25 protein-coding genes are annotated in these 26,969 nt (G+C 65.6%); 15 read left to right on the forward strand and 10 right to left on the reverse strand.

Translation table 11 applies throughout. The annotated features are described in order from the left end of the window. Positions 1-47: 47 nt before the first annotated feature. From accB to C2862_RS16465, 4 genes are all read right to left on the reverse strand, one after another. On the reverse strand, positions 48-518 hold the full coding sequence (gene accB, locus C2862_RS16450) for an acetyl-CoA carboxylase biotin carboxyl carrier protein (protein ID WP_136221221.1): 471 nt from the start codon (positions 516-518) through the stop codon (positions 48-50). Between the two features lie 98 nt (positions 519-616). Further along, complete coding sequence (gene aroQ / locus C2862_RS16455; protein ID WP_136221222.1) at positions 617-1,048, reverse strand: type II 3-dehydroquinate dehydratase; 432 nt, start codon at positions 1,046-1,048, stop codon at positions 617-619. A gap of 129 nt (positions 1,049-1,177) precedes the next feature. Next, positions 1,178-1,741 (reverse strand): TlpA disulfide reductase family protein, encoded by a 564-nt coding sequence (locus tag C2862_RS16460; protein ID WP_136221223.1) that lies wholly within the window; start codon positions 1,739-1,741, stop codon positions 1,178-1,180. Continuing rightward, positions 1,738-2,370 carry a hypothetical protein gene (locus C2862_RS16465; protein ID WP_136221224.1) on the reverse strand — a complete coding sequence of 211 codons (633 nt, stop codon included), beginning with the start codon at positions 2,368-2,370 and terminating at the stop codon, positions 1,738-1,740. Before C2862_RS16465 ends, C2862_RS16460 begins: the two co-directional genes overlap by 4 nt. A 76-nt stretch (positions 2,371-2,446) precedes the next feature. Between C2862_RS16465 and mpl the strand changes: the two genes are divergently transcribed. The 9 genes from mpl (at position 2,447) to corA (ending at position 10,995) form a co-directional block, all read left to right on the forward strand. Then, a complete protein-coding gene (gene mpl / locus C2862_RS16470) occupies positions 2,447-3,817 on the forward strand; it encodes a UDP-N-acetylmuramate:L-alanyl-gamma-D-glutamyl-meso-diaminopimelate ligase (protein ID WP_136221225.1) in 1,371 nt (456 codons plus the stop codon). Next, positions 3,814-4,407: a YqiA/YcfP family alpha/beta fold hydrolase gene (locus C2862_RS16475; RefSeq protein WP_136221226.1), complete on the forward strand. Its 594-nt coding sequence runs from the start codon at positions 3,814-3,816 to the stop codon at positions 4,405-4,407. The genes mpl and C2862_RS16475 overlap by 4 nt, the downstream gene beginning before the upstream one ends. After that, positions 4,404-4,982, forward strand: coding sequence for a chorismate lyase (locus C2862_RS16480; RefSeq protein WP_136221227.1), 579 nt, complete (start codon positions 4,404-4,406; stop codon positions 4,980-4,982). The genes C2862_RS16475 and C2862_RS16480 overlap by 4 nt, the downstream gene beginning before the upstream one ends. A 9-nt stretch (positions 4,983-4,991) precedes the next feature. After that, positions 4,992-7,034 carry a ribonuclease catalytic domain-containing protein gene (locus C2862_RS16485; RefSeq protein WP_136221228.1) on the forward strand — a complete coding sequence of 681 codons (2,043 nt, stop codon included), beginning with the start codon at positions 4,992-4,994 and terminating at the stop codon, positions 7,032-7,034. Then, positions 7,034-7,333, forward strand: a complete 300-nt coding sequence (locus tag C2862_RS16490; protein WP_136221229.1) for a hypothetical protein — start codon at positions 7,034-7,036, stop codon at positions 7,331-7,333. The genes C2862_RS16485 and C2862_RS16490 overlap by 1 nt, the downstream gene beginning before the upstream one ends. Positions 7,334-7,481: 148 nt before the next feature. After that, entirely contained in the window at positions 7,482-8,363 is an 882-nt protein-coding gene (locus C2862_RS16495) for an energy transducer TonB (RefSeq protein WP_136221230.1), read from the forward strand. Next, complete coding sequence (aroE, locus tag C2862_RS16500; protein ID WP_136221231.1) at positions 8,360-9,175, forward strand: shikimate dehydrogenase; 816 nt, start codon at positions 8,360-8,362, stop codon at positions 9,173-9,175. Before C2862_RS16495 ends, aroE begins: the two co-directional genes overlap by 4 nt. An 8-nt stretch (positions 9,176-9,183) precedes the next feature. Beyond that, positions 9,184-9,909, forward strand: coding sequence for a monofunctional biosynthetic peptidoglycan transglycosylase (gene mtgA / locus C2862_RS16505; protein ID WP_136221232.1), 726 nt, complete (start codon positions 9,184-9,186; stop codon positions 9,907-9,909). Between the two features lie 111 nt (positions 9,910-10,020). After that, positions 10,021-10,995, forward strand: a complete 975-nt coding sequence (gene corA / locus C2862_RS16510) for a magnesium/cobalt transporter CorA (RefSeq protein ID WP_136221233.1) — start codon at positions 10,021-10,023, stop codon at positions 10,993-10,995. A gap of 144 nt (positions 10,996-11,139) precedes the next feature. Here the strand turns inward: corA and C2862_RS16515 are convergent, their stop codons facing one another. From C2862_RS16515 to C2862_RS16535, 5 genes are all read right to left on the reverse strand, one after another. Then, entirely contained in the window at positions 11,140-11,622 is a 483-nt protein-coding gene (locus C2862_RS16515; RefSeq protein ID WP_136221234.1) for a hypothetical protein, read from the reverse strand. Beyond that, positions 11,591-12,397, reverse strand: coding sequence for a glycoside hydrolase family 19 protein (locus C2862_RS16520; RefSeq protein ID WP_210736022.1), 807 nt, complete (start codon positions 12,395-12,397; stop codon positions 11,591-11,593). Before C2862_RS16520 ends, C2862_RS16515 begins: the two co-directional genes overlap by 32 nt. A 28-nt stretch (positions 12,398-12,425) precedes the next feature. Further along, positions 12,426-13,697, reverse strand: coding sequence for an NRAMP family divalent metal transporter (locus tag C2862_RS16525; RefSeq protein ID WP_136221235.1), 1,272 nt, complete (start codon positions 13,695-13,697; stop codon positions 12,426-12,428). Positions 13,698-13,766: 69 nt separating this feature from the next. Further along, the gene (gene hemL, locus C2862_RS16530; protein WP_136221236.1) at positions 13,767-15,059 is read right to left on the reverse strand and encodes a glutamate-1-semialdehyde 2,1-aminomutase; all 1,293 of its coding nucleotides are present in this window, start codon (positions 15,057-15,059) and stop codon (positions 13,767-13,769) included. Continuing rightward, entirely contained in the window at positions 15,056-15,895 is an 840-nt protein-coding gene (locus tag C2862_RS16535; protein ID WP_136221237.1) for a hydroxymethylpyrimidine/phosphomethylpyrimidine kinase, read from the reverse strand. Before C2862_RS16535 ends, hemL begins: the two co-directional genes overlap by 4 nt. A 95-nt stretch (positions 15,896-15,990) precedes the next feature. Between C2862_RS16535 and C2862_RS16540 the strand changes: the two genes are divergently transcribed. The 6 genes from C2862_RS16540 (at position 15,991) to C2862_RS16565 (ending at position 25,385) form a co-directional block, all read left to right on the forward strand. Further along, positions 15,991-16,143, forward strand: coding sequence for a rubredoxin (locus C2862_RS16540; RefSeq protein WP_136221333.1), 153 nt, complete (start codon positions 15,991-15,993; stop codon positions 16,141-16,143). A 320-nt stretch (positions 16,144-16,463) separates the two neighbouring features. Next, positions 16,464-16,859, forward strand: coding sequence for a PleD family two-component system response regulator (locus tag C2862_RS16545; RefSeq protein WP_136221238.1), 396 nt, complete (start codon positions 16,464-16,466; stop codon positions 16,857-16,859). 20 nt (positions 16,860-16,879) lie between these two features. Further along, on the forward strand, positions 16,880-17,248 hold the full coding sequence (locus C2862_RS16550; protein ID WP_136221239.1) for a response regulator transcription factor: 369 nt from the start codon (positions 16,880-16,882) through the stop codon (positions 17,246-17,248). Continuing rightward, positions 17,248-17,784 (forward strand): chemotaxis protein CheW, encoded by a 537-nt coding sequence (locus C2862_RS16555; protein WP_136221240.1) that lies wholly within the window; start codon positions 17,248-17,250, stop codon positions 17,782-17,784. The genes C2862_RS16550 and C2862_RS16555 overlap by 1 nt, the downstream gene beginning before the upstream one ends. A gap of 33 nt (positions 17,785-17,817) precedes the next feature. Continuing rightward, entirely contained in the window at positions 17,818-20,142 is a 2,325-nt protein-coding gene (locus C2862_RS16560; protein WP_136221241.1) for a methyl-accepting chemotaxis protein, read from the forward strand. Positions 20,143-20,177: 35 nt separating this feature from the next. Further along, positions 20,178-25,385, forward strand: a complete 5,208-nt coding sequence (locus C2862_RS16565) for an Hpt domain-containing protein (protein WP_136221242.1) — start codon at positions 20,178-20,180, stop codon at positions 25,383-25,385. Positions 25,386-25,495: 110 nt separating this feature from the next. Here the strand turns inward: C2862_RS16565 and C2862_RS16570 are convergent, their stop codons facing one another. Further along, a complete protein-coding gene (locus C2862_RS16570; RefSeq protein WP_136221243.1) occupies positions 25,496-26,953 on the reverse strand; it encodes a deoxyribodipyrimidine photo-lyase in 1,458 nt (485 codons plus the stop codon). Positions 26,954-26,969 lie beyond the last annotated feature (16 nt).

Consider the following 26,969-nt stretch of genomic DNA (forward strand, 5'->3'; position numbering starts at 1 on the left):
GGGTTCGGGATCATGCGGCCGGGAAGAAGTCACGGCCGGGGGAGGTCTTAGCCGATCACGAACAGCGGCTGGCCGAATTCGACCGGCTGGCCATTTTCCACCAGGATCTTGGTCACCACGCCGGACACGTCGGCGTCGATTTCGTTCAGGAGCTTCATCGCTTCGATGATGCAGAGGGTGTCGCCTTCCTTGATGTTGGCGCCCACTTCGACGAAGGCCGGTGCGCCTGGCGCCGACGAACGGTAGAAGGTGCCGACCATCGGCGATTTCACCACGTGGCCGGTTTCGGCGGCCACGGCCGGCGCGGCAGGGGCGGCGGCTGGGGCAGCAGGAGCGGCGGCAGGGGCAGGCGCCGAATATTGCTGCATGCCGGCAGGCGGCATCATGACCATCTGGCCTTGGGGCGCGGCGGACGACTTGACGATGCGGACCTTGCTCTCGCCTTCGGTCACTTCGAGTTCAGCGATGTCCGATTCAGCGACGAGGTCGATCAAAGTCTTGAGTTTACGTAGATCCATGTGAAACCCCTTGGAATTATTGTGTATTAGAAGAGTAAATCAGCGCGCAAAAAGAAGGCGCAGCCGAGGATGTTGCGTGAAGTTGTCGTAGATTAATGCTATTTAAGCGCGAAGTCGATCGCAAACCGGTAGCCGTCGATGCCGAGTCCGCAGATGGTGCCGCGGGCCAGTCCCGACAGGTAGGAGTGGTGACGGAATTCTTCGCGCTGATAAATATTTGAGATATGGACCTCAATGAACGGAATCGCCACCGCGGCCAGCGCATCGCGCAAGGCCACGCTCGTATGGGTCAGTCCGCCAGGATTGATGACGATCGCATCCACGCCCTCGGTACGGGCGGCGTGGATGCGGTCGATCAGCGCACCTTCATGGTTGCTCTGAAAGCAGGAAAGCGACCCGCCCGCAGCCTCGGCCTGAGCCGTGGCTGCGCTTTCGATGTCGGCCAGCGTTGCCGCGCCGTACACCGCAGGCTCGCGGGTGCCCAATAAATTCAGGTTGGGACCGTTGAGCAGCAGTAGCTTTTTCGCCATTGTATTCTAGAGTCTATGCTCGAAAGTGTCGCATTTTGCCGCCAACGTCCGCTATTGGCAAGCGATAAAATTCTCTGTGGATACCTGCGACTTGAGCGGAGATCGGAAAAGAACGACCGTTCGCGAGCGCTAGAGCCCTGCCAGGTCGGCTTTCAGCTCGTCGAACTTCAGCTTGCCGAGATAGGTCTTGCGCACTTGCCCATCGGCACCGATCAAGACCGTAAACGGCAGGCCGCCATTCGTATTGCCGAAGGCGCGCGACAGTTCCGTGCCGCCCATGCCGCCCACATACAGCGGGTATTTGATGTTGTGCTTGGTGGCGAACTCGCTCATGGCCGAGGGCGAGTCGATGCCGACGCCGACCACATTGAAGCGCTTGCCTGCTTCTTCATTGGCGATGGCGGACAGCTCCGGCATTTCCTGCACGCAGGGACCGCACCAGGTGGCCCAGAAATTCACGAGCAGGGGTTTGCCTTTCCATTGGGCCAGCGCTTGCGGCTTGCCGGACAGGTCGTTCAGGGTTTGCCCATAGAAACCAGCGACAGGGCCGGCATCGGCCACGGCGGCAGGAGCGGCGGCAGGCGCAGCAGCAGGGGCCGCGACCGGTTGCGTTTTATTGCCGAATACGACGCCAAGGGTGCAAAAAATCACTGCCACGGCGATCAGCGCGCCCAGCTTCTTGTTCTTCTTCATTCGTCCTGTTCCAGGGATTGATCGGTTGTCATCAGGGCGCGCAGGCCGGCGGCGTCGACACGCTGCAGGCGGCCGTCGCCGCGGGGTTTCAGTGCGCCGCGCAGATCATGAAAATCATACAACTCGGCGTGCACGGCTTCCTTATGCCACAGGAAGCTCACCGTTTCAACGGGGTCGTGTCTCGCGCCCTTGAAGTGCGGGGTTTCCGAGATGTCTATATTGACGTTGCGGTTCAGGAGGAAGATCTCGACCTCTTTCGCGCTGTCGGCGAAGAGTTGCAGGTGAATGTCGTCGTGCTCGCCGGCCGTGCCGTTCAGCACGGCGCCGGTCAGATACGGGCGGAAGTCGGCCAGCGCATCCATCACTTGTAAAGCCGTTTCGCGCAGCGCCTGCAGGCGTTCGGCATGGGCCGCGCCGCCGAACAGGGTCAAATAGCGCCGCACCTCGTCCTCGATCTCGGCATTGTCCGGCATCAGGTTGGGTTGCGGCTGGTCCACGCCCAGTACCTGGCGGGCCGCCTTTTTACGCGCCGTCGGGTAGTCGGCGCCGTCTTGCGCGATCATGCGCGCTGCTGTTGCGGCGATCTGGGCGCGCAACTGCTGGAGGTCATAATTCTGGGTTGGCATCATGCCATTGATCATACTCTTGAACGGAAAAAGGCATCGCGTCGGGTAGAATCGCGTATTCGCTTTATTCCTCACAATCATGCACATTCACATCCTCGGCATTTGCGGCACCTTCATGGGCGGCCTGGCGGTCCTGGCGAAAGAAGCCGGTCACCGCGTTACCGGTTGCGACGCCAACGTCTATCCTCCGATGAGCACCCAGCTCGAGGCCCAGGGCATCGAATTGATCCAGGGCTATGGCCCGGAACAGGTGTCGTTGAATCCCGATTTATACGTGGTCGGCAATGTGATGACGCGCGGTAATCCGCTGATCGAGGAAATCCTGAACCGCGGCCTGCCATATGTGTCGGGCCCGCAGTGGATCGGTGAACATATTCTGCGTGAAAAATGGGTGTTGGCCGTGGCCGGTACCCACGGCAAGACGACGACTTCGTCGATGCTGGCCTGGATCCTGGAAGACGCGGGTTACTCGCCGGGCTTCCTGATCGGCGGCGTGCCGATGAATTTCGGCATTTCCGCGCGCCTGCAGGGCGAGACCGAGTCGGACTTCTTCGTGATCGAAGCGGACGAGTACGACACCGCCTTCTTCGACAAGCGCAGTAAATTTGTGCACTACCACGCGAAGACGGCCGTGCTGAACAACCTGGAATTTGACCACGCCGACATCTTCCCGGATATCGGCGCCATCGAAACCCAGTTCCACCACCTGGTGCGCACCGTGCCGGGCGTGGGACGCCTGGTCGTGAACGGCGACGAAGCCTCGCTGGCACGCGTGATCAAGCGCGGCTGCTGGAGCGACAAGGAAACGTTTGGTTCGTCCGAGGGCGTGAACTGGGCGATGGTCGAGCACCCGGGCGGCGCCAGCTTCGACGTTCTCTTTAATGGCGAGAGCCAGGGAACGGTCCACTGGGAACTGACCGGCAAGCACAACCGCTCGAACGCGCTGGCCGCGATCGCGGCTGCACGCCACGTCGGCGTGCCGGTGGCGCAAGCCGTCGATTCGCTCTCTCGCTTCCAGAGCGTCAAGCGCCGCATGGAAGTGCGCGGCGTGGTCAACAACGTGACCGTCTACGACGACTTCGCCCACCACCCGACCGCGATCGCGACCACCGTGGGCGGCCTGCGCCAGCGTATCGGCACGGGCGGCCGCATCCTGGCCGTGCTGGAACCGCGTTCGAACACGATGAAGCTGGGCGCCATGAAGGACGCGCTGCCGGGCAGTTTGAAAGATGCGGACCTGGTGTTCGGCTTCGGCAGCCAGCAGGCGCTGGGCTGGTCGCTGGCCGATGCATTAAAGCCGCTGGGCACGATCGCGCACAGTTTCGACCAGATCGACTACATGGTGCAGGCCATCGTGCAGGCGGCCCAGCCGGGCGACCACATCCTCGTGATGAGCAACGGCGGCTTCGGCGGCGTGCACCAGAAGCTGCTCGAGGCCCTGGCGAAATGATTTTGTATCTCCACGGTTTTCGTTCCTCGCCGCGTTCATTCAAGGCGCGGGTGATGCAGGAGCGCATGACGGCGGCCGGCCGCGCAGGCGACCTGATCTGCCCGCAGCTGCCGGCTTCGCCGAAAGCGGCGATGGAACTGGCCCTGCTGCTGGCCGAGCGCCATGCGCCGCACAATCTCGCCATCGTCGGTTCTTCGCTCGGCGGCTTCTATGCCACCTGGCTCGCCGAGCGCCTGGACGTGCCGGCCGTGTTGCTGAACCCGTCGGTCGATCCTTTGAAAAACCTGGAGCACCACGTCGGCGTCACCACCAGCTGGCACTCGGATGAACCCTTCGAGTTCAAGCGCGAATACATCGACGAACTGGCCGCGCTGAAAGTGGCGCGCATCACCAGGCCGGAGCGCTATTTCCTGATCGCGGCCACCGGCGACGAAGTGCTGGATTACCGCGACATGGTGAGTCACTACCAGGGTGCGCGCCAGCATGTGATCCAGGGCAGCGATCACGCGATTTCGGAATTTCCGCAGTATGTCAACGAAGTGCTGGCCTTTTGCCAGCCGGACGTGGACTGGTCAGGCGCGCCTCGGTGAGGGGACAATCGCTGCGCCTGGCGAAGTGGCATCGCCAGGCCGGCGCCGTCGGCGCGGAGCCGGCGATGCGCGACTGGCTGGAGACGAAAGCTTCGCTCACGGCGCGCCTGATGGCGAGCAGCGACGCCTTCCGCGTGCGGCGCCTGCACCAGAAGGTGGCGCCGTGCTCGCTCGAGGAAGCGGGGCCGATCGGCCTGCCGCGCCGCGAGCGGGTCTGGGAACGCGAAGTGCTGCTGCTGTGCGACGGCGTGCCGGTGGTCTTCGGCCATACCGTCGTGCCGATGTCGGCCACGGCAAGCGACTGGCCGCTGTTCTCGGCGCTAGGGGAACGCTCGCTCGGCAGCACCCTGTTTTATGACCCGAAGGTCAGGCGCGGGCCATTGGAATTTGCCCGCCTACGCGAAGGGCACCCGCTGCTGGCGCGCGTGGGCGCAGCGCTGGGAACTGATGTGAGCGGAATAAATTTCCATGCGCGGCGCTGTGTCTATCGCCGCCATCAAGGCCTGCTGATGGTCACCGAAGTATTCTTGCCGGCGGTAATCAACCTGACGGCAGCTGCAATAAATAAAAGATAGCGAAATAACATGAACGTATTTTTTGAGGAATCGGGCGACTTCAAGGTCGGCACGGTCTTGTCGACGGCCGGCGAGGCCTATCAGGTTGAACTGTCGAGCGGTAAACGGTCCAAGGTCAAAACCAAGGATGTCTTGCTCCAGTTCGAAAAGCCGGCGCCGGAAGTGCTGCTGGAGGAAGCCAAGGGCATCGCCGCCGAAGTCGACCTCGACTTCCTGTGGGAAGTGGCCGGCCAGGAAGAATTCGGCTTTGCCGAACTGGGCGCCGAATATTTTGGTCACGCACCCTTGCCAGCGGAAGCGGCCGGCCTGGTGCTGGCCCTGCACAACGCCCCGATCTATTTCTACAAGAAGGGTCGCGGGCGCTACAAGGCCGCGCCCGAGCAATCGTTGCGCGCGGCCCAGGCCGGCATCGAAAAGAAGAAGCAGCAGGCGCTGATCCAGGCCGCCTATGTCGAGGAACTCAAGGCAGGCACGCTGCCGGCCGCGATGCAGCCGATCGTCTCCCAACTGCTCTTTAAACCGGACAAGAACACCATCGAATACAAGGCGCTGGAAGCGGCGGCCAACGAGCTGCAGACCACCGCGCCGCGGCTGATGCTGGCCACCAAGGGCATCGCCTCGCCTAAAGATTTGCACATGGGCCGTTTCCTGTTCGAGAACTTCCCGCGCGGCGCCGGCTTCCCGCAGGTGGCCGCACCAAACGCGCCGACCGCGCTGCCGACGGCCAAGGTCGCCGCCTTCTCGATCGACGACGTGACCACCACCGAGATCGACGATGCCTTCTCGGTCGAGCATCTGGACGACGGCAATGTGCGCGTGGGTATCCACATCGCCGCACCGGGCCTGGCCATCAAGCCGGACGACGAGATCGACAAGATCGCGCGCAGCCGCATGTCGACCGTGTATATGCCGGGTGACAAGATCACCATGCTGCCGGATGAGGTGGTGAATGCGTTTACGCTGGCCGAAGGCAATACCTGCCCGGCCTTGTCGCTGTATGCGGTGTTGAACCCGGCCGACTGGTCGACGGTCTCGACCACGACGCGCGCCGAGCTGGTGCCGATCCAGAGCAACCTGCGCCACAACGATCTCGACGAGCTGGTCAACGAAGAGACGCTGGAAAATGGCGTGGGCGAGTACCCGCACAAGGCGGAACTGGCGCTGCTGTGGAAGTGGGCGCTCAAACTGGAAGCGGGCCGCATGGCCAAGCGTGAAGCCTTCGGTTTGAAGCCGGAGCAGGCGAACCGCGTCGACTTCAATTTCTATGTCGAAGACGACGTGGTCTCGATCGTGCGCCGCAAGCGCGGCGCGCCGCTGGATAAAATCGTCGCCGAACTCATGATTTTCGCGAACAGCACTTGGGGCAAGCTGCTGCACGATTCCGGCGTGCCGGGCATCTACCGTTCGCAGGGCGCCGGCAGTGGCGCGGGCTGGGCGGCCAAGATGCAGGTGCGCATGGTCACGCACGCGGCCCCGCACCAGGGTCTCGGCGTCGATCAATATGCCTGGAGCACCTCGCCGCTGCGCCGCTATACCGACCTGGTGAACCAGTGGCAGATCATCGCCTGCGCCGAACACGGCGTGACGGCGCCGCTGGTCGCCCCCTTCAAGCCGCGCGACGCGACCCTGTTCTCGATCGTTTCCGCTTTCGATGCGGCCTATGCCGCGTATAACGATTTCCAGCAGACCATGGAGCGCTACTGGTGCCTGCGCTGGCTGGGCCAGGAAGGCGTGAAGCAGGCCGATGCCGTCGTATTGAAAGACGACGTGCTGCGCCTCTCCGATGTGCCGCTGGTAATCCGCCTGGCCGGCATGCCGCAGGTGGCGCGCGGCGCGCAAGTGAAACTCGACATCGTGCGCTGGGACGAGGTCGACCTGTCGCTGGAAGCGAGATTGCTCGAAGTGGCGGCGGCGCCGAGCGAAGACATCGCCTTCGAAGAGGAAGAGGGCGAGGTGGCCGATACGGGCGAGGCCGCGGTCGAGGAAGTCGTCGAGGCCGAAGGCGCCGTCGCTGCGGTCAGCACCGACGACCCAGCCCCGGCTGCCGGTTGATGGCGGCAGGTACTGAGGCCGGCGCGCGGTCGCGCCGCCGGCACCGCTCGCTGCGCGCGCTCGTGCTCGCCACGGCGGCGCTCATGCTGTTGTACTGGGGCGCATTCGGCTGGATGGTGTACCGGGCGCCGATGCCCTACGAAGCGATCGACCTCGACCACGACGGCTCGGTCAGCTTCGACGAGGCCGAGTACGTCTCGTCCTTCGGCATGCGCACGATTTACCGGCAGGGCGAGAAGTGCGTCGAGTATTACGCGGAGAAGGATGGGCACGCGTTGAAACTCGTTTGCCCGAAATAAGGACCGTTGGCGGTGGTGTCCACCCTACGTTACGCATCTGCCAACAATTTTTCTCAGGCGTTGCCACGCCGCCACCAAGCTCCCACAGCGCCGCTTCGCACGGTAGAATGCTTGGATTCCCAGATTCAACTGCCGTTCGGCCGCCCGCGTGAAGTACTCCCGAGAAAACCGCCCCCTGACGATTGCCCTGGCCGCCTCCGTGCTGGCCCACGCGGTCCTGCTCGCCATCCGTTTCGCGGCGCCCGATGCCTTGCGTTTCGAGCCGGCCGATCCGGGCCTGGAAGTCATCCTCGTCAACGCCAAGCACGCCAAGGCGCCAAGTAAAGCCGAGGCGCTGGCCCAGGCCAACCTGGAAGGCGGCGGTACGCTTGACGCGGGACGCTCGAAATCGCCGCTGCCCGACCTGCGCAAGACGGAAAACGGCGACAGCATCAAGGCCCTGCAAAAGCGCATCGTCGAACTCGAGCAGCTGCAGCAGAACGTGCTGACCCGGGTGCAGAAGTCGGCCTTCGTCGCCGCGCCCGTTACCGACAAGGACAAGCCCGATCCGACCCGCACCGGCAACGACGACGTCGACACCGCCAAGCAGATCGCGCGCATGACGGCGGAAATCACGCAGACCATCGAGGACCAGAATAAACGCCCGAAGCGCACCCACATTTCGCCGAGCACGCGCCAGGTCGGCTATGCGCTGTACTACAAGGCGATGCAGAAGCAGGTGGAAGAGGTCGGCACGCTGAACTTCCCCCAGCAGAACGGCAAGAAGCTGTATGGCGAGCTGGTCATATCGATTCCCGTGTTCCAGGACGGCAGCCTGTACCAGAAGGAGGGCGGACCGCGCATCGAGCGCTCGTCCGGCAACCCGGCCCTGGACCGCGCCGCCCTGGACATCGTGCGTCGCGCCGCACCTTTCGGCGCCTTCCCGCAAAACATGCGCACGGCCGGCAAGGATGACCTGTGGATCGTGATCACCCGTTTTACTTTTACCCGCGAGGAAAAAGTGAAGGCCGAACTGCAGGAGCAGGCATGACAGACAAATACTGCGTGATCGGCAATCCGATCGCGCACAGCAAATCGCCCCAGATCCACGCGGCCTTTGCCGCGCAGACCGGCCAGGACATGGAATACGAGCGCTGCCTGGCGCCGCTCGATGGATTCGCCGAGGTGGTCCGTACCCTGATCAAGCAGGGTTACAAGGGCGCGAATGTCACCGTGCCTTTTAAACTGGAAGCGGCGGCGATCGCCACCCGCCTGAGCGAGCGCGCACTTGCGGCCGGCGCCGTGAACACGCTGCAATTCATCGATGGCGAGATTGTCGGCGACAACACCGATGGCCCCGGCCTGGTGGCCGACATCGTGCGTAATGCCGGCGTGGCGCTGGCCAATCAACGCATCCTGATGCTGGGGGCGGGCGGCGCGGCACGCGGCGTGATGCTGCCCTTTATCGAAGAGAAGCCGGCAGCGATACTGGTGGCAAACCGCACCCGCGCCACGGCCGACAACCTGGTCGCCGCGTTCGCCGGCCACGATGTCGAGGTCGCTGCCTGCGGCTTCGACGAGATCGCAGGACCCTACGACATCGTCGTGAATGCGACCTCGAGCAGCCTGGCAGGCGATATGCCGCCGGTGCCGGCCTCGGCTTTTGCCAAAGGCACGCTGGCTTTGGATATGATGTACGGCAGCGCGCCGTCGCCCTTCATGCAGTTTGCGGCTGCGCACGGTGCCGAGACGCGCGACGGCCTCGGCATGCTGGTCGAACAGGCCGCCGAGGCGTTCACGGTCTGGCGCGGCGTGCGGCCGGAAACGCGCGCACTCTTTACGATGCTTCTGAACCTAAAATAAATATAACGATGGCAAAACGAGGTAATGGATCGGCGTCGGCCAAGGGCGGACGGCGCTGGATCAAGTGGATTTTCCTGGGCCCGATCCTGGCCGTCTTCCTGCTCCAGCTGTATTTCTTCATCCAGGTCTGCTGGTTCGCCTACTTCAATCCGAGCTCGACCAGTTTCATGCGTCAGCAACTGTCGGAGTTGCGCGAGAAGAACCCGAATGCCGAGCTGAAGCACCAGTGGGTGCCCTACGAGCGCATCTCGAACAACCTCAAACGCGCCGTGGTCGCCTCGGAAGACGCGAACTTCGCGGACCACCCGGGCGTCGACTTCGACGCGCTCGAAAAGGCGTATAACCGCAACAACCGCAAGCACAAGGTGGTCGGCGGCGGCTCGACCATCACCCAGCAGCTGGCCAAGAACCTGTTCCTGTCGGGCGACCGCAGCTACCTGCGCAAGGGGCAGGAGATGATCATCGCCTTCATGCTGGAAACGGTGATGAGCAAGCGGCGCATCCTGGAGGTCTACCTGAACGTGGTCGAGTTCGGCCGCGGCGTGTTCGGCGCCGAAGCGGCGTCGCGCTACTACTTCAAGGTTCCGGCTGCCAACCTGGCGCCCTTCCAGGCCGCGCGCCTGGCCGTGATGCTGCCCAATCCCCGCTATTACGACCGTCATCGCAGCACCAATTACCTGGTGAAACGCACGGTGCTGATCCAGCGCCGCATGGCTTCGGCCGAGTTGCCGTAGCCCGATCGTTGAAAAACGCCTTAATACGGGGCAAAACTGTTGTTTCGGGGTGGCCGGGCTCGGGGCTAACGGGTACACTTGCGTCAGTTTTGATTCCGGCCGAGAAAGCGCATGATCAACGTATTTGTCCTACAAAATGGCCGACTGAACCAGGTGCCCATCGCCTCGCGCGCGGACCTGGAGAATGCCACGCCTGTCTGGGTCGATCTCACCGATCCGGATGACGACGAACGCGCGTGGGTCAAGACGATTTATGGCGTGACGCTGCCGGGCGAAGACGAGGTCTCGGACATCGAAGCCTCGGCCCGCTACTATGAAGCGGAGAATGGCGACCTGCACCTGCGCACCGACTTCCTGCTCGAGGAAGAGGACGGTCCGTCGCGGGTGGTGACGGTTGCGTTCATCCTCTCGGGCAAGCGCCTGTTCTCGGTCCACTCGGACGATTTACCCGTGTTCCGCCTGGTGCGCATGCGCGCCCGTTCGCGTCCCGGCTCGATCGCCGACTACATGGACGTGCTGCTCGACCTCTACGCGACCGACGCCGAGTATTCGGCGGACGCCCTGGAGGGCATCTACGAGAGCCTGGAAGAGGTCAGCCAGCGCGTGCTGCAAAAGGAATTCACCGACCAGGACGCGGCCGCCGCGCTGAATGCGATCGCCCACGAGGAAGACTTGAACGGCCGCATCCGCCGCAACATGATGGACACCCGGCGTGCCGTCAGCTTCCTGATGCGCGGCCGATTGCTGAACTCGGAACAGTTCGACGAGGCGCGCCAGATCCTGCGCGACATCGAATCGCTGGACGGCCACACGTCTTTCCTCTTCGACAAGGTCAACTTCCTGATGGATGCGACCGTCGGTTTCATTAACATCAACCAGAACAAGATCATCAAGATCTTCTCGGTGGCCTCGGTTGCCTTCCTGCCGCCGACGCTGATCGCTAGCATCTACGGCATGAACTTCCAGAAATGGTTCCCCGAGCTGACCTGGGATTACGGCTATCCGTTCGCGATCGGGCTGATGGTGGCGAGCGCGATTGCGCCGCTGTGGTACTTCCGCCGCCGTGGCTGGTTGAAGCTGGCGTAATAAAATTTCAGCGAGTAGGGTGGGCGCTCCGAGCCCACCAGCAGCGTGCATTTCGTTAGCGCATCGTTTGGTGGGCACGGGGCGCCCACCCTACAGGCTGAAGCTGGCGTAATAAAATTTCAGCCAGGTGGTCCGTGTGAAATTTTATTTCACCGCCACCGCAGCCACCGGTTCCCGGAAGCCTTCTCCCCCATCCTCGCAGCGCATCCGGCTGAGCACCTTGCCACGCCGCGAGACGATCACCCCATCTTCGAATTCCGGGCTGACGCCGTCGGCACCGCGCGCCACCTTGCTGTAGACGGTATAGGTATAGGCACCGCGGCGGAAGGCGACGGTCGTTTCGCCGCCGCCGACCAGCGGCGCCGATTTCACGGTAAAGGCGGCGCCGGCCTGCTGGCCCGGATCGGGATAGCGCAATTCCACGCTGTCCGGCTTGCCGAAGCGGTAGCTCAGCATGCCACGGTCGCCGGCGGAGCGGCACAGCGACACCAGTTTGCTGCCCACGTGGCAGGCGAACACGACGGGTTCATCGGGTGTGCACAGCGAGGCTGCCTGCACGGGCGCCACCGCGCAGCACGCTGCTGCGAGTACGCATTCAGATACCCAGGGCTTTCTTGATGCTTGCAAGGCGCGCTCCGCGATCGTCGAGTCCGTTCAAGCCGCCATTGATGGCGCGGGTCACTTGCTCAAGGTCATCCTGGTCGGCAAGCGGGTTTACTGTACGCGCATCCCAGTAATAGAAAGCCGATTCGATGGCGTATTTGAGTTCGCTCATGAGCAGGTCTGGGTCCGCCACGAAATCGCGTGGATCCAGGCTGTTGCGTGCGTTATGCGCCGCGGTGAAGGCGGCGTAGTTGTCCTTGCCGGTCAGCTGGATCAGGCCGCGCCCGCGGTAGCGAAAGCCGTCGCCCGATGCCTCGTCGCCATTGCCCAGGCGGTTCGCATACACGTAGGACAGCAGGCGCTCCGGGTTGCCGGCGTAGCTGTCCGCTTCCAGCCAGAGTTTTGGACGCAGGCGATCGGGCCGCCCCCCGGCGTCGAGGCGGCAGTCGTCGAGTGTACGGTCGTAGCGGGAAGGACCGCCGCGGCAACCGAAGATCTCGCGCATGCGCGGCGCCGAATAGCGGCCGTTTTCTTCCAGCGCGCGAAAGCTGCTTTCATGGCCGATCTGGGCCAGGAAGTGGGCCAGGCGCAGCGCCGTATTCACTTCGTAGCGGCGCGCACCATCGTTCAGGGCGTCGACGATACTTGCGTAATACTCGTCAGAATTGGCGTCGTCGGCCGCGCGCAGCAGGGCAGGCGTGAGCACCGGCGCCGCCTGCCCGGCCTGGGGCAGCGGCTGCTGCGAGCGCGGCACCCGCGAGCGGGACGCGCCGGGAGGAGATCGTCTCAGTCGTGCCATGGTCAGCCCCTTCCTGGCTGAAAGCCGGCTAGAGCGTGGCGAACATCGCCACGACCGCCACCGTCATGATCGCCACGCCGCCCCAGCCGAGCACGAGGTGGCGCCGCGACAGCGTGTACTCACCCATGATCTTGCGGTTCTGCGCAAGCAGCATCATGATGGCCATCACCGGGACGGCGATCACACCATTGATCTGGGCCGACAGCATCAGCGCTTCGATGGGGTCGATCGGCGCATAGTCGAGCAGCATGCCGCCCAGTGTCGCCAGCGCGATGATCCCATAGAACTTTCTCGCTTCCTGCACCTTCAGTTCCAGCCCGTTACGCCAGCGGAAGCTTTCGGTGACGGCAAATGCGGCCGAGCCGGCCAGCACGGGCACGGCCAGCAGGCCGGTGCCGGCAATACCGAGCGCGAACAGCCAGAATGCGAAATCGCCCGCCACCGGGCGCAGCGCTTCGGCGGCCTGGGCCGAGGTCTGGATGTCGGTGACGCCGTGGGCGCCCAGCGTCACGGCCGCCGTCAGCATGATGAAAAAGGCGACCGCGTTCGAAAAACCCATGCCGATCATCGTGTCGGTCTTCATGCGTTTCAATTGTTCAGTCGCATCCGTGGAGCTGATACGCAGGGCGTGGGCCGTGTCGTCGGCGCGGATCTCCTCGACTTCCTGCGAGGCCTGCCAGAAGAACAGATAGGGACTGATGGTGGTGCCGAAAATGGCCACGATCAGGGCAATCGATTCCTTGGTGAAGGAGAAATGCGGCAGCACCGTGCGCGCCGCCACCTCGCGCCAGGGAATGTCGATGGCAAAGCCGGTCGCCACATAGGCCAGCAAGCCCAGCGTCAGCCACTTCAGGACGCGCACGTAGCGGGTGTAGGGCAGGAACAATTGCAGGGCCAGGCAGAGTAGGCCGAAGCCGAGCGAATACATGTGGGCCGAGCCGGCGCCCGCGACCAGGCGCGCCGCTTCTCCCATGGCAGCAATGTCGGCCGAAATATTGATCATGTTCGCGGCCAGGAGCAGCAGCACCAGCGTGTACAGCAGCCAGGCCGGATAGGTGCGCCGGATGTTGCCGGCCAGGCCGAGCCCGGTGACGCGGCCGATGCGCGCCGACACGGCCTGGATGCCGACCATGAAAGGGTAGGTCAGCACCAGGGTCCAGAGCGTATTGAAACCGAAGCGCGCGCCCGCCTGGGAATAGGTGGCGATGCCGGACGGATCGTCATCGGCGGCGCCGGAGATGAGGCCGGGGCCGAGGGCTTTGAGGGTGGCGTTGTCGGTGAGGCGTTGGAACAGTTTCATACGGCTCCTGTCGTCGGGCAACCCGGGCCCGCGCGAGCAGGGCTACGACAAGAGCGTGCAGTTGCGGCGTCAGGCGATACGGGCGAATACCTTGCGCGCGGCGGCTACCGTTTCCTCGATGACGGCGTCATCGTGTGCAATCGATACGAAGCCCGCCTCGAACATGGCGGGAGCGAAGTACACGCCTTCGTCCAGCATGCCGTGGAAAAAGGCGTTGAAACGCATCTTGTCGCCAGCCATCATCTCAGCATATGAAGCCGGAATCTGTTCGCTAAAGTACATACCGAACATGCCGCCGACGGAATCGCCGCAGAAGGCGATGCCCGCTTCTTTCGCCGCCGCCGTCAGGCCCGCGACCAGTTTCTCGCCGGCAGCCGTTAGTTTGTCGTAGAAGCCCGGCTCCTGCACGATCTTGAGGGTGGTCATGCCGGCGGCCACCGCCACCGGGTTGCCCGACAGGGTGCCGGCCTGGTAGACCGGGCCGATCGGCGCCATCTTCTGCATCAGCTCGCGCTTGCCGCCGAAGGCCGCCACCGGCAAGCCGCCGCCGATGACTTTACCGAGGGCGGTCAGGTCCGGGGTAATGCCGTACATTTCCTGGGCGCCGCCGAGGCCGACGCGGAAGCCGCACATGACTTCGTCGAAGATCAGCACGGCGCCGTACTTGGTGCACAGTTCGCGCATGCGATTGAGGAATTCCGGCGTGGCGCGGATCAGGTTCATGTTGCCGGCGACCGGCTCGACGATCACGCAGGCGATGGTGTCGCCCATCGATTCGAAGGCTTCTTCCAGCTGGGTGACGTTGTTGTAGTCGAGGACCAGGGTGTGCTTGACGAAATCTTCCGGCACGCCGGCCGAGGTTGGATTGCCGAAAGTCAGCAGGCCGGAACCGGCCTTCACCAGCAGCGAATCGGCGTGGCCGTGGTAGCAGCCTTCGAACTTCACGATCTTGTCGCGGCCGGTGGCGCCGCGCGCCAGGCGCAGCGCGCTCATGGTCGCCTCCGTCCCCGAGGAGACCAGGCGCACCTGTTCGATCGACGGCACCAGCTTGCAGATTTCCTCGGCGATCTCGATCTCGCCTTCGGTCGGCGCGCCAAAGGAGAGGCCATTCGCCGCCGCATCCTGCACCGCCTTGATCACTTTCGGGTGAGCATGGCCGACGATGGCCGGGCCCCAGGAACCGATGTAGTCGATGTAGCGCTTGCCATCGGCGTCCCAGAAATACGGGCCTTCGGCGCGGGTGATGAAGCGCGGCGTGCCGCCGACCGAGCGGAAGGCGCGCACCGGCGAGTTGACGCCGCCGGGCGTGCTTTCCTGGGCGCGGGCGAACAGGGTGTCGTTGCGGGATTGTTCAGTCGTCATGTCTTGGATGCTTTCGTGCTGCCGGCCTGCGGCAGGATGCGATAAAAACGGTTGGGAACGAGCTTGCCCATGCCGAAGCGCTGGGCGTGCTGGAGGGCGCCGTAGGTGTAGTCCTGGGCGGCGTGCAAGGCCTCGACGGCGTCCATGCCGCGCGCCATGCAGGCGGCGAGCGCGCCCGAGAGCGTGGTGCCGGCGCCGACAAACGGGCCGGGCAGGTGTTGCCAGTCGATGATGGTGACGCCGTCGTCGCGGTCGAACAGGCTGTTGGCGCGCTTGTGGCCCTCGCTCGAGGTGCCGGTGACGAGCACGTACTGGCAGCCGCGCGCGGTCAGTTCGGCCACGTCGGCTTCCAGCGAGCCGTCTGCCCCCGCTTCGCGCCAGAGTTCGGCCATGCGTCCGAGTTCCGATTGCGACAGTTGCAGGATCGTTGCCTGCGGCGCCAGGATCTGGCGGATCGAGGCGACGATGTCCTCGTCGGACATGCCGGAGTCGGGCAGGGCGGACAGGAAAGGGTCGACGATCAGCGGCACCTCGGCGTAGTCGGAGACGATTTCGGCAATCGCCGCGGCCTGCTCGATGCTGGCGATGGCGCCGATTTTTACGGCGGCGATCGGCATGTCTTCCAGCACCTGGCGCGCCTGGTCGGCCATCACGCCGGTATCGACTTCATGCCACTCCTCGACGCGCATGCTGTCCGACACCAGCAGCGCGGTGGGAATCGAGAGGGCATGGCAGCCGTGGGCGGCGAAGGTGGCGACATCTGCCTGCACGCCGAGCGCCCCGACCGGGTCGGACACCCCAAATGTGAGAATCAGCGGAGACGGTTGGTTTTGCACGACTGGTAGATTAAGATACCTGATTCCCCATTTTACTAGATCGAAGGAACGACAACGTGAGTAACGATACGACGGCGACCGCTTACCAGACCTGGATGTGCCTGATCTGCGGATGGGTCTACGACGAAGAAGCCGGCGCCCCGGACGACGGGATCGCGCCTGGCACGCGCTGGGCCGATGTGCCGATGAACTGGACGTGCCCCGAGTGCGGCGCCCGAAAAGATGATTTCGAGATGACGGCAATCTGATTTTGTAGGGGTCATTGTGGCCAATGGCCGCAATGACGGGTTCACCGGGCTCCGCCCACGCGGTATGGTACCGGTGCGTACCACCGCAATTGCCGCGAGTCCGCACACCTTGTACCGCGTGGGCACAAGTGCCCACCCTACAAAACCGTGCCAATTAATCAATCAAGTTATCAAACCAACCTCGGTCGATAACGTAATTTCTAGCCCTTCCAACAAGCTTTTCCCCCACCCGTTTGCCCTTAGTTGACTCTGTGCAACACTTCCCGCACAAGCCGGACTCCCTATGCTATCTTGGCGGTCCATGCTGAAGTGAAACGAATATGACGACATCGCAGGGAGCAAATGGCCTTACGGTCATGGTGGTCGACGACAGCAACACGATCCGCCGTTCGGCTGAAATTTTCCTCACTCAGGCCGGCTACCAGGTGGTGCTGGCCGAGGACGGTTTCGACGCGCTGGCCAAGATCAACGATCACCATCCGGCCCTCGTGTTCTGCGACATCCTGATGCCGCGCCTGGACGGTTACCAGACCTGCGCCCTGATCAAGAAGAGCGCGCGCTTCCACGCGACGCCGGTCGTCATGCTCTCCTCGAAGGACGGCCTGTTCGACCGCGCGCGCGGCGCCATGGTCGGCTCGAGCGCCTATCTCACCAAGCCGTTTTCCAAAGACACCCTGCTCGCGGCCGTCCGCGAGCACACGGCCCCGAAGGCCTGATACTGACAAGCGGAGCCCCCGTGGCCATTAACAAGATCCTGATCGTCGACGACTCCCCGACCGAACGCTATTACCTGACCGACATCCTGGTGAAGAACGGCTTTGCCGTCTCGACCGCCGACAACGGCGAGGATGCGCTGCTCAAGATGCGCGCCGACCGCCCCGAACTGATCCTGATGGACGTCGTCATGCCGGGCGCGAACGGCTTCCAGGTGACCCGTGCGATCGCGCGCGATCCCGAACTGGCCGCCGTTCCCGTCATCATCTGCAGCAGCAAGAACCAGGAAACCGACCGCATCTGGGGCATGCGCCAGGGCGCCAAGGATTACTTCGTCAAGCCAGTCGATCCTGGCCAGCTGCTGGCGCGCATCGCCGCGCTGGGCGCCTGATGAACGCCGCCCTTGAGGCCGCCATGCTGGCGCCGCAAGCCGCGCGGCGCACCCGCCTGCGCGACTACCAGGCGCAGCTGCTGGCGCGCATGCAGGCCGCGCAAAGCGGCACGGGCGCTACCCAGCACCAGCTGGGCGTGGCCATCGGCGCCGAGCGCTACTTGCTCGAATTGACCGAAGCCGGCGAGATCGTGCCGCCACCCGCGCTGGCGACCGTGCCGCTGACCCAGCCCTGGTACCTGGGCCTGGCCAACGTGCGCGGCAGCCTGATGGGCGTGATCGACCTGGCGCGCTATCTCGATCCCGACACGACCGCCGCCGGACCGGAGGCGCGCCTGGTGTCGCTGGCGCCGCGCCTCGGCATCAACTGCGCGCTGCTCGTCACCCGCGTCTACGGCCTGCGCCGTCCGGGCGCGATGCAGGAAGAAACGGGCCGGCTGCGCGACGCCGAGGGCCATGCCTGGACGCCGCTGTCGCTGGCGGCGCTGGTGCGGGAAGAACGCTTCCTGCACGTCGCACTCGCGTCGAGCCGATAACACATAAAAAAACCGCAGCATCAGGGAGCCGCAATGGGAATCGCTTCAAAGATGAGTTTGAATTTCCTTCCGAAAGGGAAGGGCGAGAACGACACCGTGCTGGCGTCGCCGGACACGCGCTTCGGCGCCGACGTGCTGGTCGACGCGGTGCCTGACAGCGTGGACCCCGCGCCCGCGGGAGGCTCGGCCGAGGAAGCCATGCAGCGGCTCGGGAACGTGATGCGCGGCCGCTCGGCTGCCGCCCCTTCCGCCGTGGCCGAGGACGAGGACGAGGACGATAAACTCAGCCTGCCGCTGATCGGCCACCTGTCGCTGCCGCGCCAGCTGCGCATCCTGCTCGCCGCCTTTGGCGCCGGCATCCTGTTGACCATCCTCGCGATGTGGCAGAACGCGGCGGAGAACGCCAAGGTCGCCGCCCAGATCCAGGTCGCCGGCGACATCCTGATGCATACCCAGCGTGCCGGCAAGGCCGCGCCGAACGCGCTCGCCGGCCGTGCCGATTCCTTCGCCCAGCTCGACGAAAGCCGCACCGAAGTCGACCGCAACATGCGCCTGCTGAGCAAGGGCGGCGACCTGGGCGACGTTGCCATTCCCGGCGCCAGCGGCCGCCAGGCCGCCTTGCTGGCGCGCGTGCGCAATACCTGGAGCGCCTCCGAGCAGGGCGCGGCCAACATCCTGAAAATGAAGCCGGCGCTGATCGCCTTCGATAAAAGCGTGCGCCAGCTCGACGGCCTCGCTTCCGAAATGCTCAAGCTGACCGAAGACCTGATGACGCAGAACGTCGAGCGCGGCGCCAGCGCCGGCGAACTGGCCGCGATCGGACGCATGATGATGCTGACCCAGCGCCTGGCGCGCGGCGCCAACCAGTTCTTCGCCATCGGCGTGCCCGACGACGACGCCGCCGTGCGCATCGGCGCCGACAGCGCGGCCTTCGAGCACGCGCTCGGCGTGCTGCTCGGTGGCGGCGCCGCCCAGCGCAATCCCGACCTGCGCGACAAGCTGGTCCAGATCCAGACCCGCTTCAACGCCTTCCGCAAGGACTTCTCACCCTTCCTCGACAACCCGGCCGCCTACTCGAAGGCGCGCGCCGCCGCGCGCACCATCCACCGCGACAACGAAGACGTCAAAAAGGAAGTGGCGGCCCTGCAGTCCGGCTACCGCGACCAGCAATCCTCGCAGAACGGCTGGTTCTGGCTGCTGGTGGTGGCCTCGATCTTCACGCTGGCCACGGCCGGCTCGATCAGCCGCGTCATGCTGCAGGACTCGCGCAACCGCACCCGTGGCGCAGAAAGCCGCCGCCGCGAAGCGGAAGCCCAGCGCCAGCTGGCGCAAGCCCAGGAAGAAGAAGCCAAGGCCACCAACAGCCAGAACCAGGCCGCGATTCTGCGCCTGATGAACGAACTGCAGGAAGTGGCGGACGGCGACCTGACCGTGCACGCCACCGTCTCGGAAGACATCACCGGCGCCATCGCCGACTCGGTCAACTACACGGTCGAGGAATTGCGCGGCCTGGTGCTGCGCGTGACCACCACCGCCGAACAGGTGACGCTGGCCTCGAACGAAGCGCAGCTGATTTCCACGGGCCTGCTGGGCGCGACCGAGCAGCAGTCGCGCGAGATCGAGGAAGCATCCAGCACGGTCCTGCGCATGGCGGGCGAGATTACCGACGTGTCGAAGTCGGCCAACGAATCGGCCGAGGTGGCGCGCCAGTCGGTGGCTGCGGCGGAGCAGGGCTCGGCCGCCGTGCAGAACGCGATCCTCGGCATGCACGAGATCCGCGAACAGATCCAGGAAACCTCGAAGCGCATCAAACGCCTGGGCGAATCCTCGCAGGAGATCGGCGAGATCACCGAACTGATTTCCGACATTACCGAGCAGACCAACGTGCTGGCGCTGAACGCGGCGATCCAGGCGGCGTCGGCCGGCGAAGCGGGCCGCGGCTTCTCGGTCGTCGCGGAAGAGGTGCAGCGCCTGGCCGAACGTTCGGGCGAGGCGGCCAAGCAGATCGGCGCGCTGGTGCGGACGATTCAGACGGACACCCACGACGCCGCCGCGGCGATGGAAAAATCGACCCAGGGCGTGGTCGAGGGCGCGCGCCTGTCGGATGCCGCCGGTGCGGCGCTGGCCGACATCTCGCGCGTCTCGAACCGCCTCGCGGAACTGATCCAGGGGATCTCGTTCGCAACCGGCCTGCAGGCGACCTCCGCGAACGGCGTCGCGCACAATATGCAGCATATCCTGTCGGTGACCGAGCATACGCAAGCCGGCACCGAGCAGACCGCCCACTCGATCCGCCAGCTGGCCGTGCTGGCGCAGGAACTGAAAAACTCGGTGTCGCGCTTCCGCGTCGCCGCCTGAGCCGGACTTAGTTACCCGAAGATACCAAGACGACGATGACTTCATCCCAGCCCGCGCCCGCCTTTGACACCGGTCCCCTGTCCTGGGTGATCGGCGAGATCCGCGGCGCGCTCGAGCGCGCCAGTACCGCCCTGCAGGACGCCGCCACGCGTTCGAGCGAAGCCCAGCCGACCCTGCTGCTGCATGCGAAGACGCATTTGCACCAGGCGCACGGGGCGCTGCAGATGGTCGACGTCGGCGGTGTGGGGCTGCTCACGAGCGCCGCCGAGCGCGCACTGGAACGCTTCAAGGAGCGCACGCTCGACTGCACGCCCGAGACCGTCAAGGCCGTGCGCGACGCTTTTGGCGCGATCGGCGAATACCTCGACGAACTGGTGGCCGGCAGCGCGCCGCAGCCGCTGCGCCTGTTCCCGTATTACCGCGCGTTGCAGGAACTGCTGGGCGCCGAGCGCATCCACCCGTCGGACCTGCTGGAGGTGGATACCTCGGCGGCGCAAGTCGTCAGCGATGCCGCCCCCGATTACGCGGCCTGCCGCGCGCAGTTCGAGAAGGCGCTGCTGCCTTACCTGAAAAGCCCGGACGCCGCGGCCCAGCGCACGCATGCCGGCGCACTGGGCGCCGCGATCGCGCCCCTGACGGGCGCCGGCACGGCCTGGCGCGCGTTGCACAGCGTCGCCACCCTGGTCGCCGACGGCAGCCTGGCGGGCGACCTGTACATCAAACAGCTGTTCGGCCAGATCAACCTGCAGCTGCGCCGCCTGGCGCAGGGCCAGGCCGGCTTGCCCGACACCATGCTGCGCGACGCGCTGTTCTTCATCGCCGCGGCTCCTGGAGCGGAAGGCGAAGCCGCCGCCTTGCGCCGCGCGTTCCGGCTGGACGGCGCGGTGCCGGCCGACTACCTGGAACGCCGCTACGGCAAGGTCGACCCGGCCGCGCTGAAGGAAGCGAAGGAAGCCCTGGCCCGCTCGAAGTCCGACTGGGACCAGCTGGCGGTGCACCCCGACGACACGCGCGAGGCGGACTTCGAGGATGCGCTGGCGACCCTGGCCGGCGCCAGCGACAAGCTCGGCGCGCCGGCGCTGGCCCAGCTGCTGCGCGAACTCGGCGAGGCCGCGAGCGCATCGATCGCCTCCGGCCGCAGCGACCAGTTCGGCCTCGAGATGGCGGCCGCGATGCTGTTCGTCGAACATGGCCTGGACCAGGTGCGCCAGCTGCCGGCGGATTTCGGCCAGCACGCCGAGGTCGTGGGTCAGCGCCTGCTGGCCCTGGCCGCCGGCGAGACGCCGCCGCAGGCGCCCGACTGGCAGAACGAACTGGCGCAGCAGATCCAGCAGGGCCAGACGGTGGCCGTGCTGGCGGGCGAGATCAAGTCCGGCCTGTGCCAGGTCGAAAAGCTGCTCGACGAGTACTACGACGAGCCCCGGCACAAGCGCGGTGTGCTGGACGCTGCCGCCCCCTTGCTGCACCAGATCCAGGGCGCCTTGTCCATCCTCGACCAGGAAGCGGCGGCGCGCACCGCGCACCACGTGCGCGAGGCGGTGGCGCAGCTGGCCGAAGGGGACGGCGACGTCCAGGCCCAGGCCGGCGTGCTGCACAACATCGCGCGCAATATCGGCGCGCTCGGCTTCTTCACCGACATGCTGGCGCAAAACAGCGACAGCGCGAAGGGCCGCTTCGTCTTCGACGAAGAAGTGGGCCTGCTGCGCGAACTGAGCTTCGAGCAGGCCGGTGCGGCACAGGCGCCGGTGCAGGAGCTGGTGCAGGCCCCCGAGCTACCTGAAGCGCCTGCAGCTGAAGAGGAAACCGCCGGCATCGACGCCGAGCTGCTCGAGATCTTCGTCCTCGAGGCGGGCGAGGTGCTGGACACGATCGCGTCCACGCTGCCCGAACTGCGGCGCGACCCGCAGGCGCAGGACGCACTGACCATCGTGCGGCGCGCCTTCCACACGCTCAAGGGCAGCGCGCGCATGGTCAGCCTCGACGAATTCGCGCTTGGCGCCGCCGCGCTGGAACGCGTGCTGAACGTCTGGCTGGCCGACGGCCGCGCCGCCACGCCCGAGCTGCTCGATCTCGCCGAACACGCGCATGCCGAGCTGACGCCCTGGGTTGCCGAGCTGGCGGCCAGCGGCGCCTCGACACGCGGCAGCGCCGAGCTGATCGCCGCGGCCGAACGCGTGCAGGATGGCGGCAGCGTTGCCGTGGCAGCGCCGCCGGCGGAGGAAGTGCAAGCTGCGCCGGTAGCGGAACGCGAGGCGGCCAGCAATGTGTTCGCGCTGCCGACGGCGACCCGCCCGGCCCCGAGCGCCGACGAGAACCTGCACCGCGTCGGCACGCTCGAGATCCCGCTGGCCCTGTACAACATCTATGTGGCCGAAACCGACGAGCTGCTGCGCCTGCTCGAGCGCGATTTCGGCGAGTGGCGCCACGAGGCGGGCCGCCCTGTGAATCTTGATGCCCTGAAGGCCGTGCATACGCTGGCGGGCACCTCGGGCACGGTCGGCTTCCTTGCCCTGCGCGACCTGGCGCAGGCGCTGGAGACGACGCTCGAGATGCTGGGCGAACCAGGCCTGGCGCTGAGTCCGGCCCAGCACGACGTCTTCGATGCCGTGCTGGCGCGCGTGCGCCAGATGCTGCAAGCGTTTGGGCGCGACGAACTGACGCCCGAGCAGCCCGACATGCTGGCTCTGCTCGAGGCCTTGCGCGAGGAGCTGGCGCAGCAGCAGGCCGCCGCCGCATACGGCGACGCCGGCCCGGACCTGTCGCGCAAGCTCGACGACCTGTTTGCGCAGGCCTACGACAGCCTGCTGGCCGAGCCGCCCGCCGCGCCGGAGCTTGCGGAGCCTGCCCGGAGCGAAGCGGCCGCGCCCGCCGCCGATCCATTCGATTTCGATATGGACGCGCTGTTCGACACGCCGCAGGTGCAGGAGGAAGCGCCCGCGCCAGCCGAAGAAGCGCAGGCCGAGCCGGAACTTGAACGGGAACCCGAAGCGGAAACGATCGAGCGCCCCGTCGCGCTGGCTGCCGATGCGCTCGCACCCGAGCCGGTGCCGCACGACGAACTCGATCCCGACCTGCTGCCGGTGTTCCTGGAAGAAGCGGCCGACCTGCTGCCGCAGATCGGCAACGGCCTGCGCCAGTGGCAGCACAACCCGCAGGATCCGGCACCGGCCCAGGGCTTGCTGCGCACCCTGCACACCGTCAAAGGCAGCGCGCGCATGGCCGGCGCGATGCGCATCGGCCAGCATACCCACGAGCTGGAAACGCAGGTCGAGAACATGGTGCACGCGGGAACCACCGCGCCCGCCGCGTTCGATGAGCTGATGGCCAACTACGACACGGCCCTGGCCCTGTTCGAACAGCTGGTGCAGCCGGCGCAGGTGCCCGAATCCGACGTGCCCGAGGCCGCGCCGGCTGTCGAAGCGCTGGCGCCGAGCGAGGCCCGTACGCCGCTGGTGCGGGTGCGCGCCGACATCCTCGACCGCCTGGTGACCCAGGCCGGCGAAGTCTCGATCACGCGCTCAAAACTGGAAAACCAGATGGGCGTGCTGAAGGGCGCGCTGGCCGAGTTCTCGGACAACCTGGGCCGCCTGCGGCGCCAGCTGCGCGAAGTCGAGATGCAGGCCGAATCGCAGATCGCCTCGCGCATGTCGATCGCCGGCGAGCGCGAGTTCGACCCGCTCGAATTCGACCGCTTTACGCGCCTGCAGGAATTGACGCGCATGATGGCCGAAAGCGTCAACGACGTCGCTTCCTTCCACGAATCGCTCTCGCGCACGGTGGACGGCGCGGGCGAAGAACTGGCCGCACAATCGCGCATGACGCGCGACCTGCAGCGCGACCTGATGCGGGTGCGCATGGTGCCCTTTGCGAGTTTGTCCGAGCGCCTGTTTCGCGTCGCCCGCCAGACGGCCAAGGAGACGGATAAGCGCGTGAACCTGGACATTCGCGGCGGCGCCGTCGAGATAGACCGCAGCGTGCTGGAACAGATGGCCGCGCCTTTTGAGCACCTGCTGCGCAACGCCATCGTGCACGGCATCGAAGCGCGCGCCGAGCGCGCGGCGGGCAACAAGCCGGATACGGGCGAACTGCTGGTGCAGGTCAGCCAGGAGGGGAACGAAGTCGTGCTGCAGTTCAGCGACGACGGCGCCGGCCTGGATCTGCCGCGCATCCGCCAGAAGGCCGTGACACTTGGCCTGGTCGCGGCCGACGCTGAGTTGAGCGACGAGCAGGCGGCCGAACTGATTTTCGCGCCGGGCTTTTCGACCGCCGACACCTTGACCGAGCTGGCCGGACGCGGCGTCGGCATGGACGTGGTGCGCTCCGAAGCGCAAGCCCTGGGCGGACGCGTGAGCATCGACACCCGGGCCGGGCAGGGCACGCGCTTCACGATCCGCCTGCCGCTGACGCTGGCCGTGACCCAGGTGGTGCTGGTCGCCAGCGCCGCCCGTACCTATGCGCTGCCGTCGACCCTGGTCGAGCAGGTGCTGCAGGTGCGCGAGCCGGACCTGGCCGCCGCGTTCGATGCCGGCACGCTGGAGGCGAACGGCGAACTGCTGCCCTTCCATTACCTGCCGGCGCTGCTGGGAGAGGGAGAGCGTTTCGAGCCGGGCCTGCGCTCGCGTCCCGTGCTGGTCCTGCAGGGCGCAGGCGAACGCATCGCGCTGCAGGTGGACGAGGTGCTGGGCAACCGCGAAGTGGTCATTAAAAACCTCGGGCCGCAGCTGGCGCGGGTGCCGGGGATAGCCGGCGCCACCGTGCTCGGTACCGGCGACATCGTCCTGATCCTCAATCCCCTGGCGCTCGGCCGCAACGCCGGCAGCCTGAGCACGGCGCCTGCCGTGGCCCAGCCGGCGCCTGTGCACCGCCCGACCGTGATGGTGGTCGACGATTCGCTGACGGTGCGCCGCGTGACCCAGCGCCTGCTCGAGCGCGAAGGTTACCGGGTGGCGCTGGCCAAGGACGGCGTCGACGCGCTGGAACAGCTGCCGGAAGTGCATCCCGACCTGATGCTGGTCGATATCGAGATGCCGCGCATGGATGGGTTCGACCTCGTGCGCCACGTGCGCAGCGATCCGGCGACGGCTCATCTGCCGGTGATCATGATCACTTCGCGCACGGCCGACAAACACCGCAACTACGCGCTCGGATTAGGTGTGAATGCGTATTTCGGCAAGCCGTTCCAGGAGCCGGTGCTGCTGGGGGCGATTGCGGGTTTGCTGAATGGCGAGATGCCGGAGGCGTAGTCGATATTCATAGGCCGTACCGCGTGGGCATGAATGCCCACCCTACAAAAGCGGGTTCGTAGGGTGGGCATTCATGCCCACGCGGTCGTGCCCACGCACACCCGCCCGCATCACCCGCCCTTGACGACGGCAAACCGCTCCAGCGTCCGTTGCCGCGCCTGCGCATGGTCCACCACCGGCCGCGCATAATCCCTCCCCAACACAATCCTGCACGCTTTTAATTCATCTTCCGGCACCAGCCACGGCGCGTGCACATCGCGCGCATCGAGCCGCGCCAGCTGCGGCAGATACTGCCGGATGAACGCCCCCTGCCGATCGAACTTCTGCGACTGCGTCACCGGATTGAATATCCTGAACCACGGCTGCGCATCGCAGCCCGTGGATGCCGCCCACTGCCAGCCGCCGACGTTCGAGGCCAGGTCGTAATCGTTGAGCTGACGCGCAAAATAACGTTCGCCCCAGCGCCAGTCGATTCCCAGGTCCTTGACCAGGAAGCTGGCCGTCACCATGCGCAGGCGGTTGTGCATGAAGCCGGTCGTGTTCAGCTGCGCCATCGCCGCGTCCACCAGCGGGTAGCCGGTACGGCCCTCGCACCATGCGGCGAACAGTTCCCGGGCGGCGTCGCCCGCTTCCCACGCGACCGCGTCGAAAGCCGGCTTGAAGGATTGCTGCGCGATGTGCGGATGGTGGAACAGGATCATCGCGTAGAAGTCGCGCCAGACGAGTTCCGACAGCCAGACCTGCGCACCGGCGCCGCCCGCGCCATTGGCCATCATCTGGCGCACTGTCCGCACCAGGTGGCGGACCGAGGTGGTGCCGAAGCGCAGGTGCACCGACAGGCGCGACGTGGCGTCGAGTTCCGGAAAATCGCGCGCGGTGCCGTAGTCCGCCAGGCGCGGCAGGAAGTCCTCGAAGGCCTGCGTGGCGCCCGTCATGCCGACAGCAAGCGGCAGGGGGCCGTCGTCGAAACCGAGGTCGGCGAGCGTGGGCAGCGGCTTGAAAGGGACCGCAGCCAGGGCCGCGGCATACGGTTCGACGGTCCAGGGCGCGATACTGTCCGGCTGCGCGTCCAGGCGCTTGAGCCAGGCGTTTTTGTAAGGCGTGAACACGCCGTAGATGCCGCCGGCCAGGGTCAGCACCTCGCTCTTTTCAAAGATGACCTGGTCCTTGAAGCGCCGCAGGATCCGGCCCTCGGCGTGCAGCGCGGCGGCCACCTCGGCGTCGCGTGCGATGGCGTCCGGCTCGTAGTCCTCGTTGACGTACACCGCCTCGGCCCCGAGCTGCGCTGCCAGGCGTGGGATCTCGCTGCGTGCCGGTCCGTCCAGGACCAGCAGGCCGCCGCCCAGCTTGCGCAGCTCGGCGTCGAGTTCGACGAGGCTGGCGTGGATAAAGCGCAGCCGGCGGTCGCTGCGCGGCAGGCCGGCCAGGATGTCGGTGTCGAAGACAAAAACGCAGACGACCTTGCCGCCGTGCTGCATGGCATCGTGCAGCGCATGGTGCAGGGCGGCATGGTCGAAGGCGCGCAGGTCGCGCCGGAACCAGACCAAGCTCTTGCTTTTCGGAATCATCGTGTTTTCAGTCAAC

This window comes from Massilia sp. Mn16-1_5, assembly GCF_004798585.1.
GTDB lineage: Bacteria > Pseudomonadota > Gammaproteobacteria > Burkholderiales > Burkholderiaceae_D > Telluria.

What these genes read in the sequence shown, in the direction of transcription:
- accB (WP_136221221.1), bottom strand. Translation starts at nt 518, where the DNA reads ATGGATCTACGTAAACTCAAGACTTTGATCGACCTCGTCGCTGAATCG.
- aroQ (WP_136221222.1), bottom strand. Translation starts at nt 1,048, where the DNA reads ATGGCGAAAAAGCTACTGCTGCTCAACGGTCCCAACCTGAATTTATTG.
- C2862_RS16460 (WP_136221223.1), bottom strand. Translation starts at nt 1,741, where the DNA reads ATGAAGAAGAACAAGAAGCTGGGCGCGCTGATCGCCGTGGCAGTGATT.
- C2862_RS16465 (WP_136221224.1), bottom strand. Translation starts at nt 2,370, where the DNA reads ATGATGCCAACCCAGAATTATGACCTCCAGCAGTTGCGCGCCCAGATC.
- mpl (WP_136221225.1), top strand. Translation starts at nt 2,447, where the DNA reads ATGCACATTCACATCCTCGGCATTTGCGGCACCTTCATGGGCGGCCTG.
- C2862_RS16475 (WP_136221226.1), top strand. Translation starts at nt 3,814, where the DNA reads ATGATTTTGTATCTCCACGGTTTTCGTTCCTCGCCGCGTTCATTCAAG.
- C2862_RS16485 (WP_136221228.1), top strand. Translation starts at nt 4,992, where the DNA reads ATGAACGTATTTTTTGAGGAATCGGGCGACTTCAAGGTCGGCACGGTC.
- C2862_RS16490 (WP_136221229.1), top strand. Translation starts at nt 7,034, where the DNA reads ATGGCGGCAGGTACTGAGGCCGGCGCGCGGTCGCGCCGCCGGCACCGC.
- aroE (WP_136221231.1), top strand. Translation starts at nt 8,360, where the DNA reads ATGACAGACAAATACTGCGTGATCGGCAATCCGATCGCGCACAGCAAA.
- mtgA (WP_136221232.1), top strand. Translation starts at nt 9,184, where the DNA reads ATGGCAAAACGAGGTAATGGATCGGCGTCGGCCAAGGGCGGACGGCGC.
- corA (WP_136221233.1), top strand. Translation starts at nt 10,021, where the DNA reads ATGATCAACGTATTTGTCCTACAAAATGGCCGACTGAACCAGGTGCCC.
- C2862_RS16520 (WP_210736022.1), bottom strand. Translation starts at nt 12,397, where the DNA reads ATGGCACGACTGAGACGATCTCCTCCCGGCGCGTCCCGCTCGCGGGTG.
- C2862_RS16525 (WP_136221235.1), bottom strand. Translation starts at nt 13,697, where the DNA reads ATGAAACTGTTCCAACGCCTCACCGACAACGCCACCCTCAAAGCCCTC.
- hemL (WP_136221236.1), bottom strand. Translation starts at nt 15,059, where the DNA reads ATGACGACTGAACAATCCCGCAACGACACCCTGTTCGCCCGCGCCCAG.
- C2862_RS16540 (WP_136221333.1), top strand. Translation starts at nt 15,991, where the DNA reads ATGTGCCTGATCTGCGGATGGGTCTACGACGAAGAAGCCGGCGCCCCG.
- C2862_RS16545 (WP_136221238.1), top strand. Translation starts at nt 16,464, where the DNA reads ATGACGACATCGCAGGGAGCAAATGGCCTTACGGTCATGGTGGTCGAC.
- C2862_RS16555 (WP_136221240.1), top strand. Translation starts at nt 17,248, where the DNA reads ATGAACGCCGCCCTTGAGGCCGCCATGCTGGCGCCGCAAGCCGCGCGG.
- C2862_RS16560 (WP_136221241.1), top strand. Translation starts at nt 17,818, where the DNA reads ATGGGAATCGCTTCAAAGATGAGTTTGAATTTCCTTCCGAAAGGGAAG.
- C2862_RS16565 (WP_136221242.1), top strand. Translation starts at nt 20,178, where the DNA reads ATGACTTCATCCCAGCCCGCGCCCGCCTTTGACACCGGTCCCCTGTCC.
- C2862_RS16570 (WP_136221243.1), bottom strand. Translation starts at nt 26,953, where the DNA reads ATGATTCCGAAAAGCAAGAGCTTGGTCTGGTTCCGGCGCGACCTGCGC.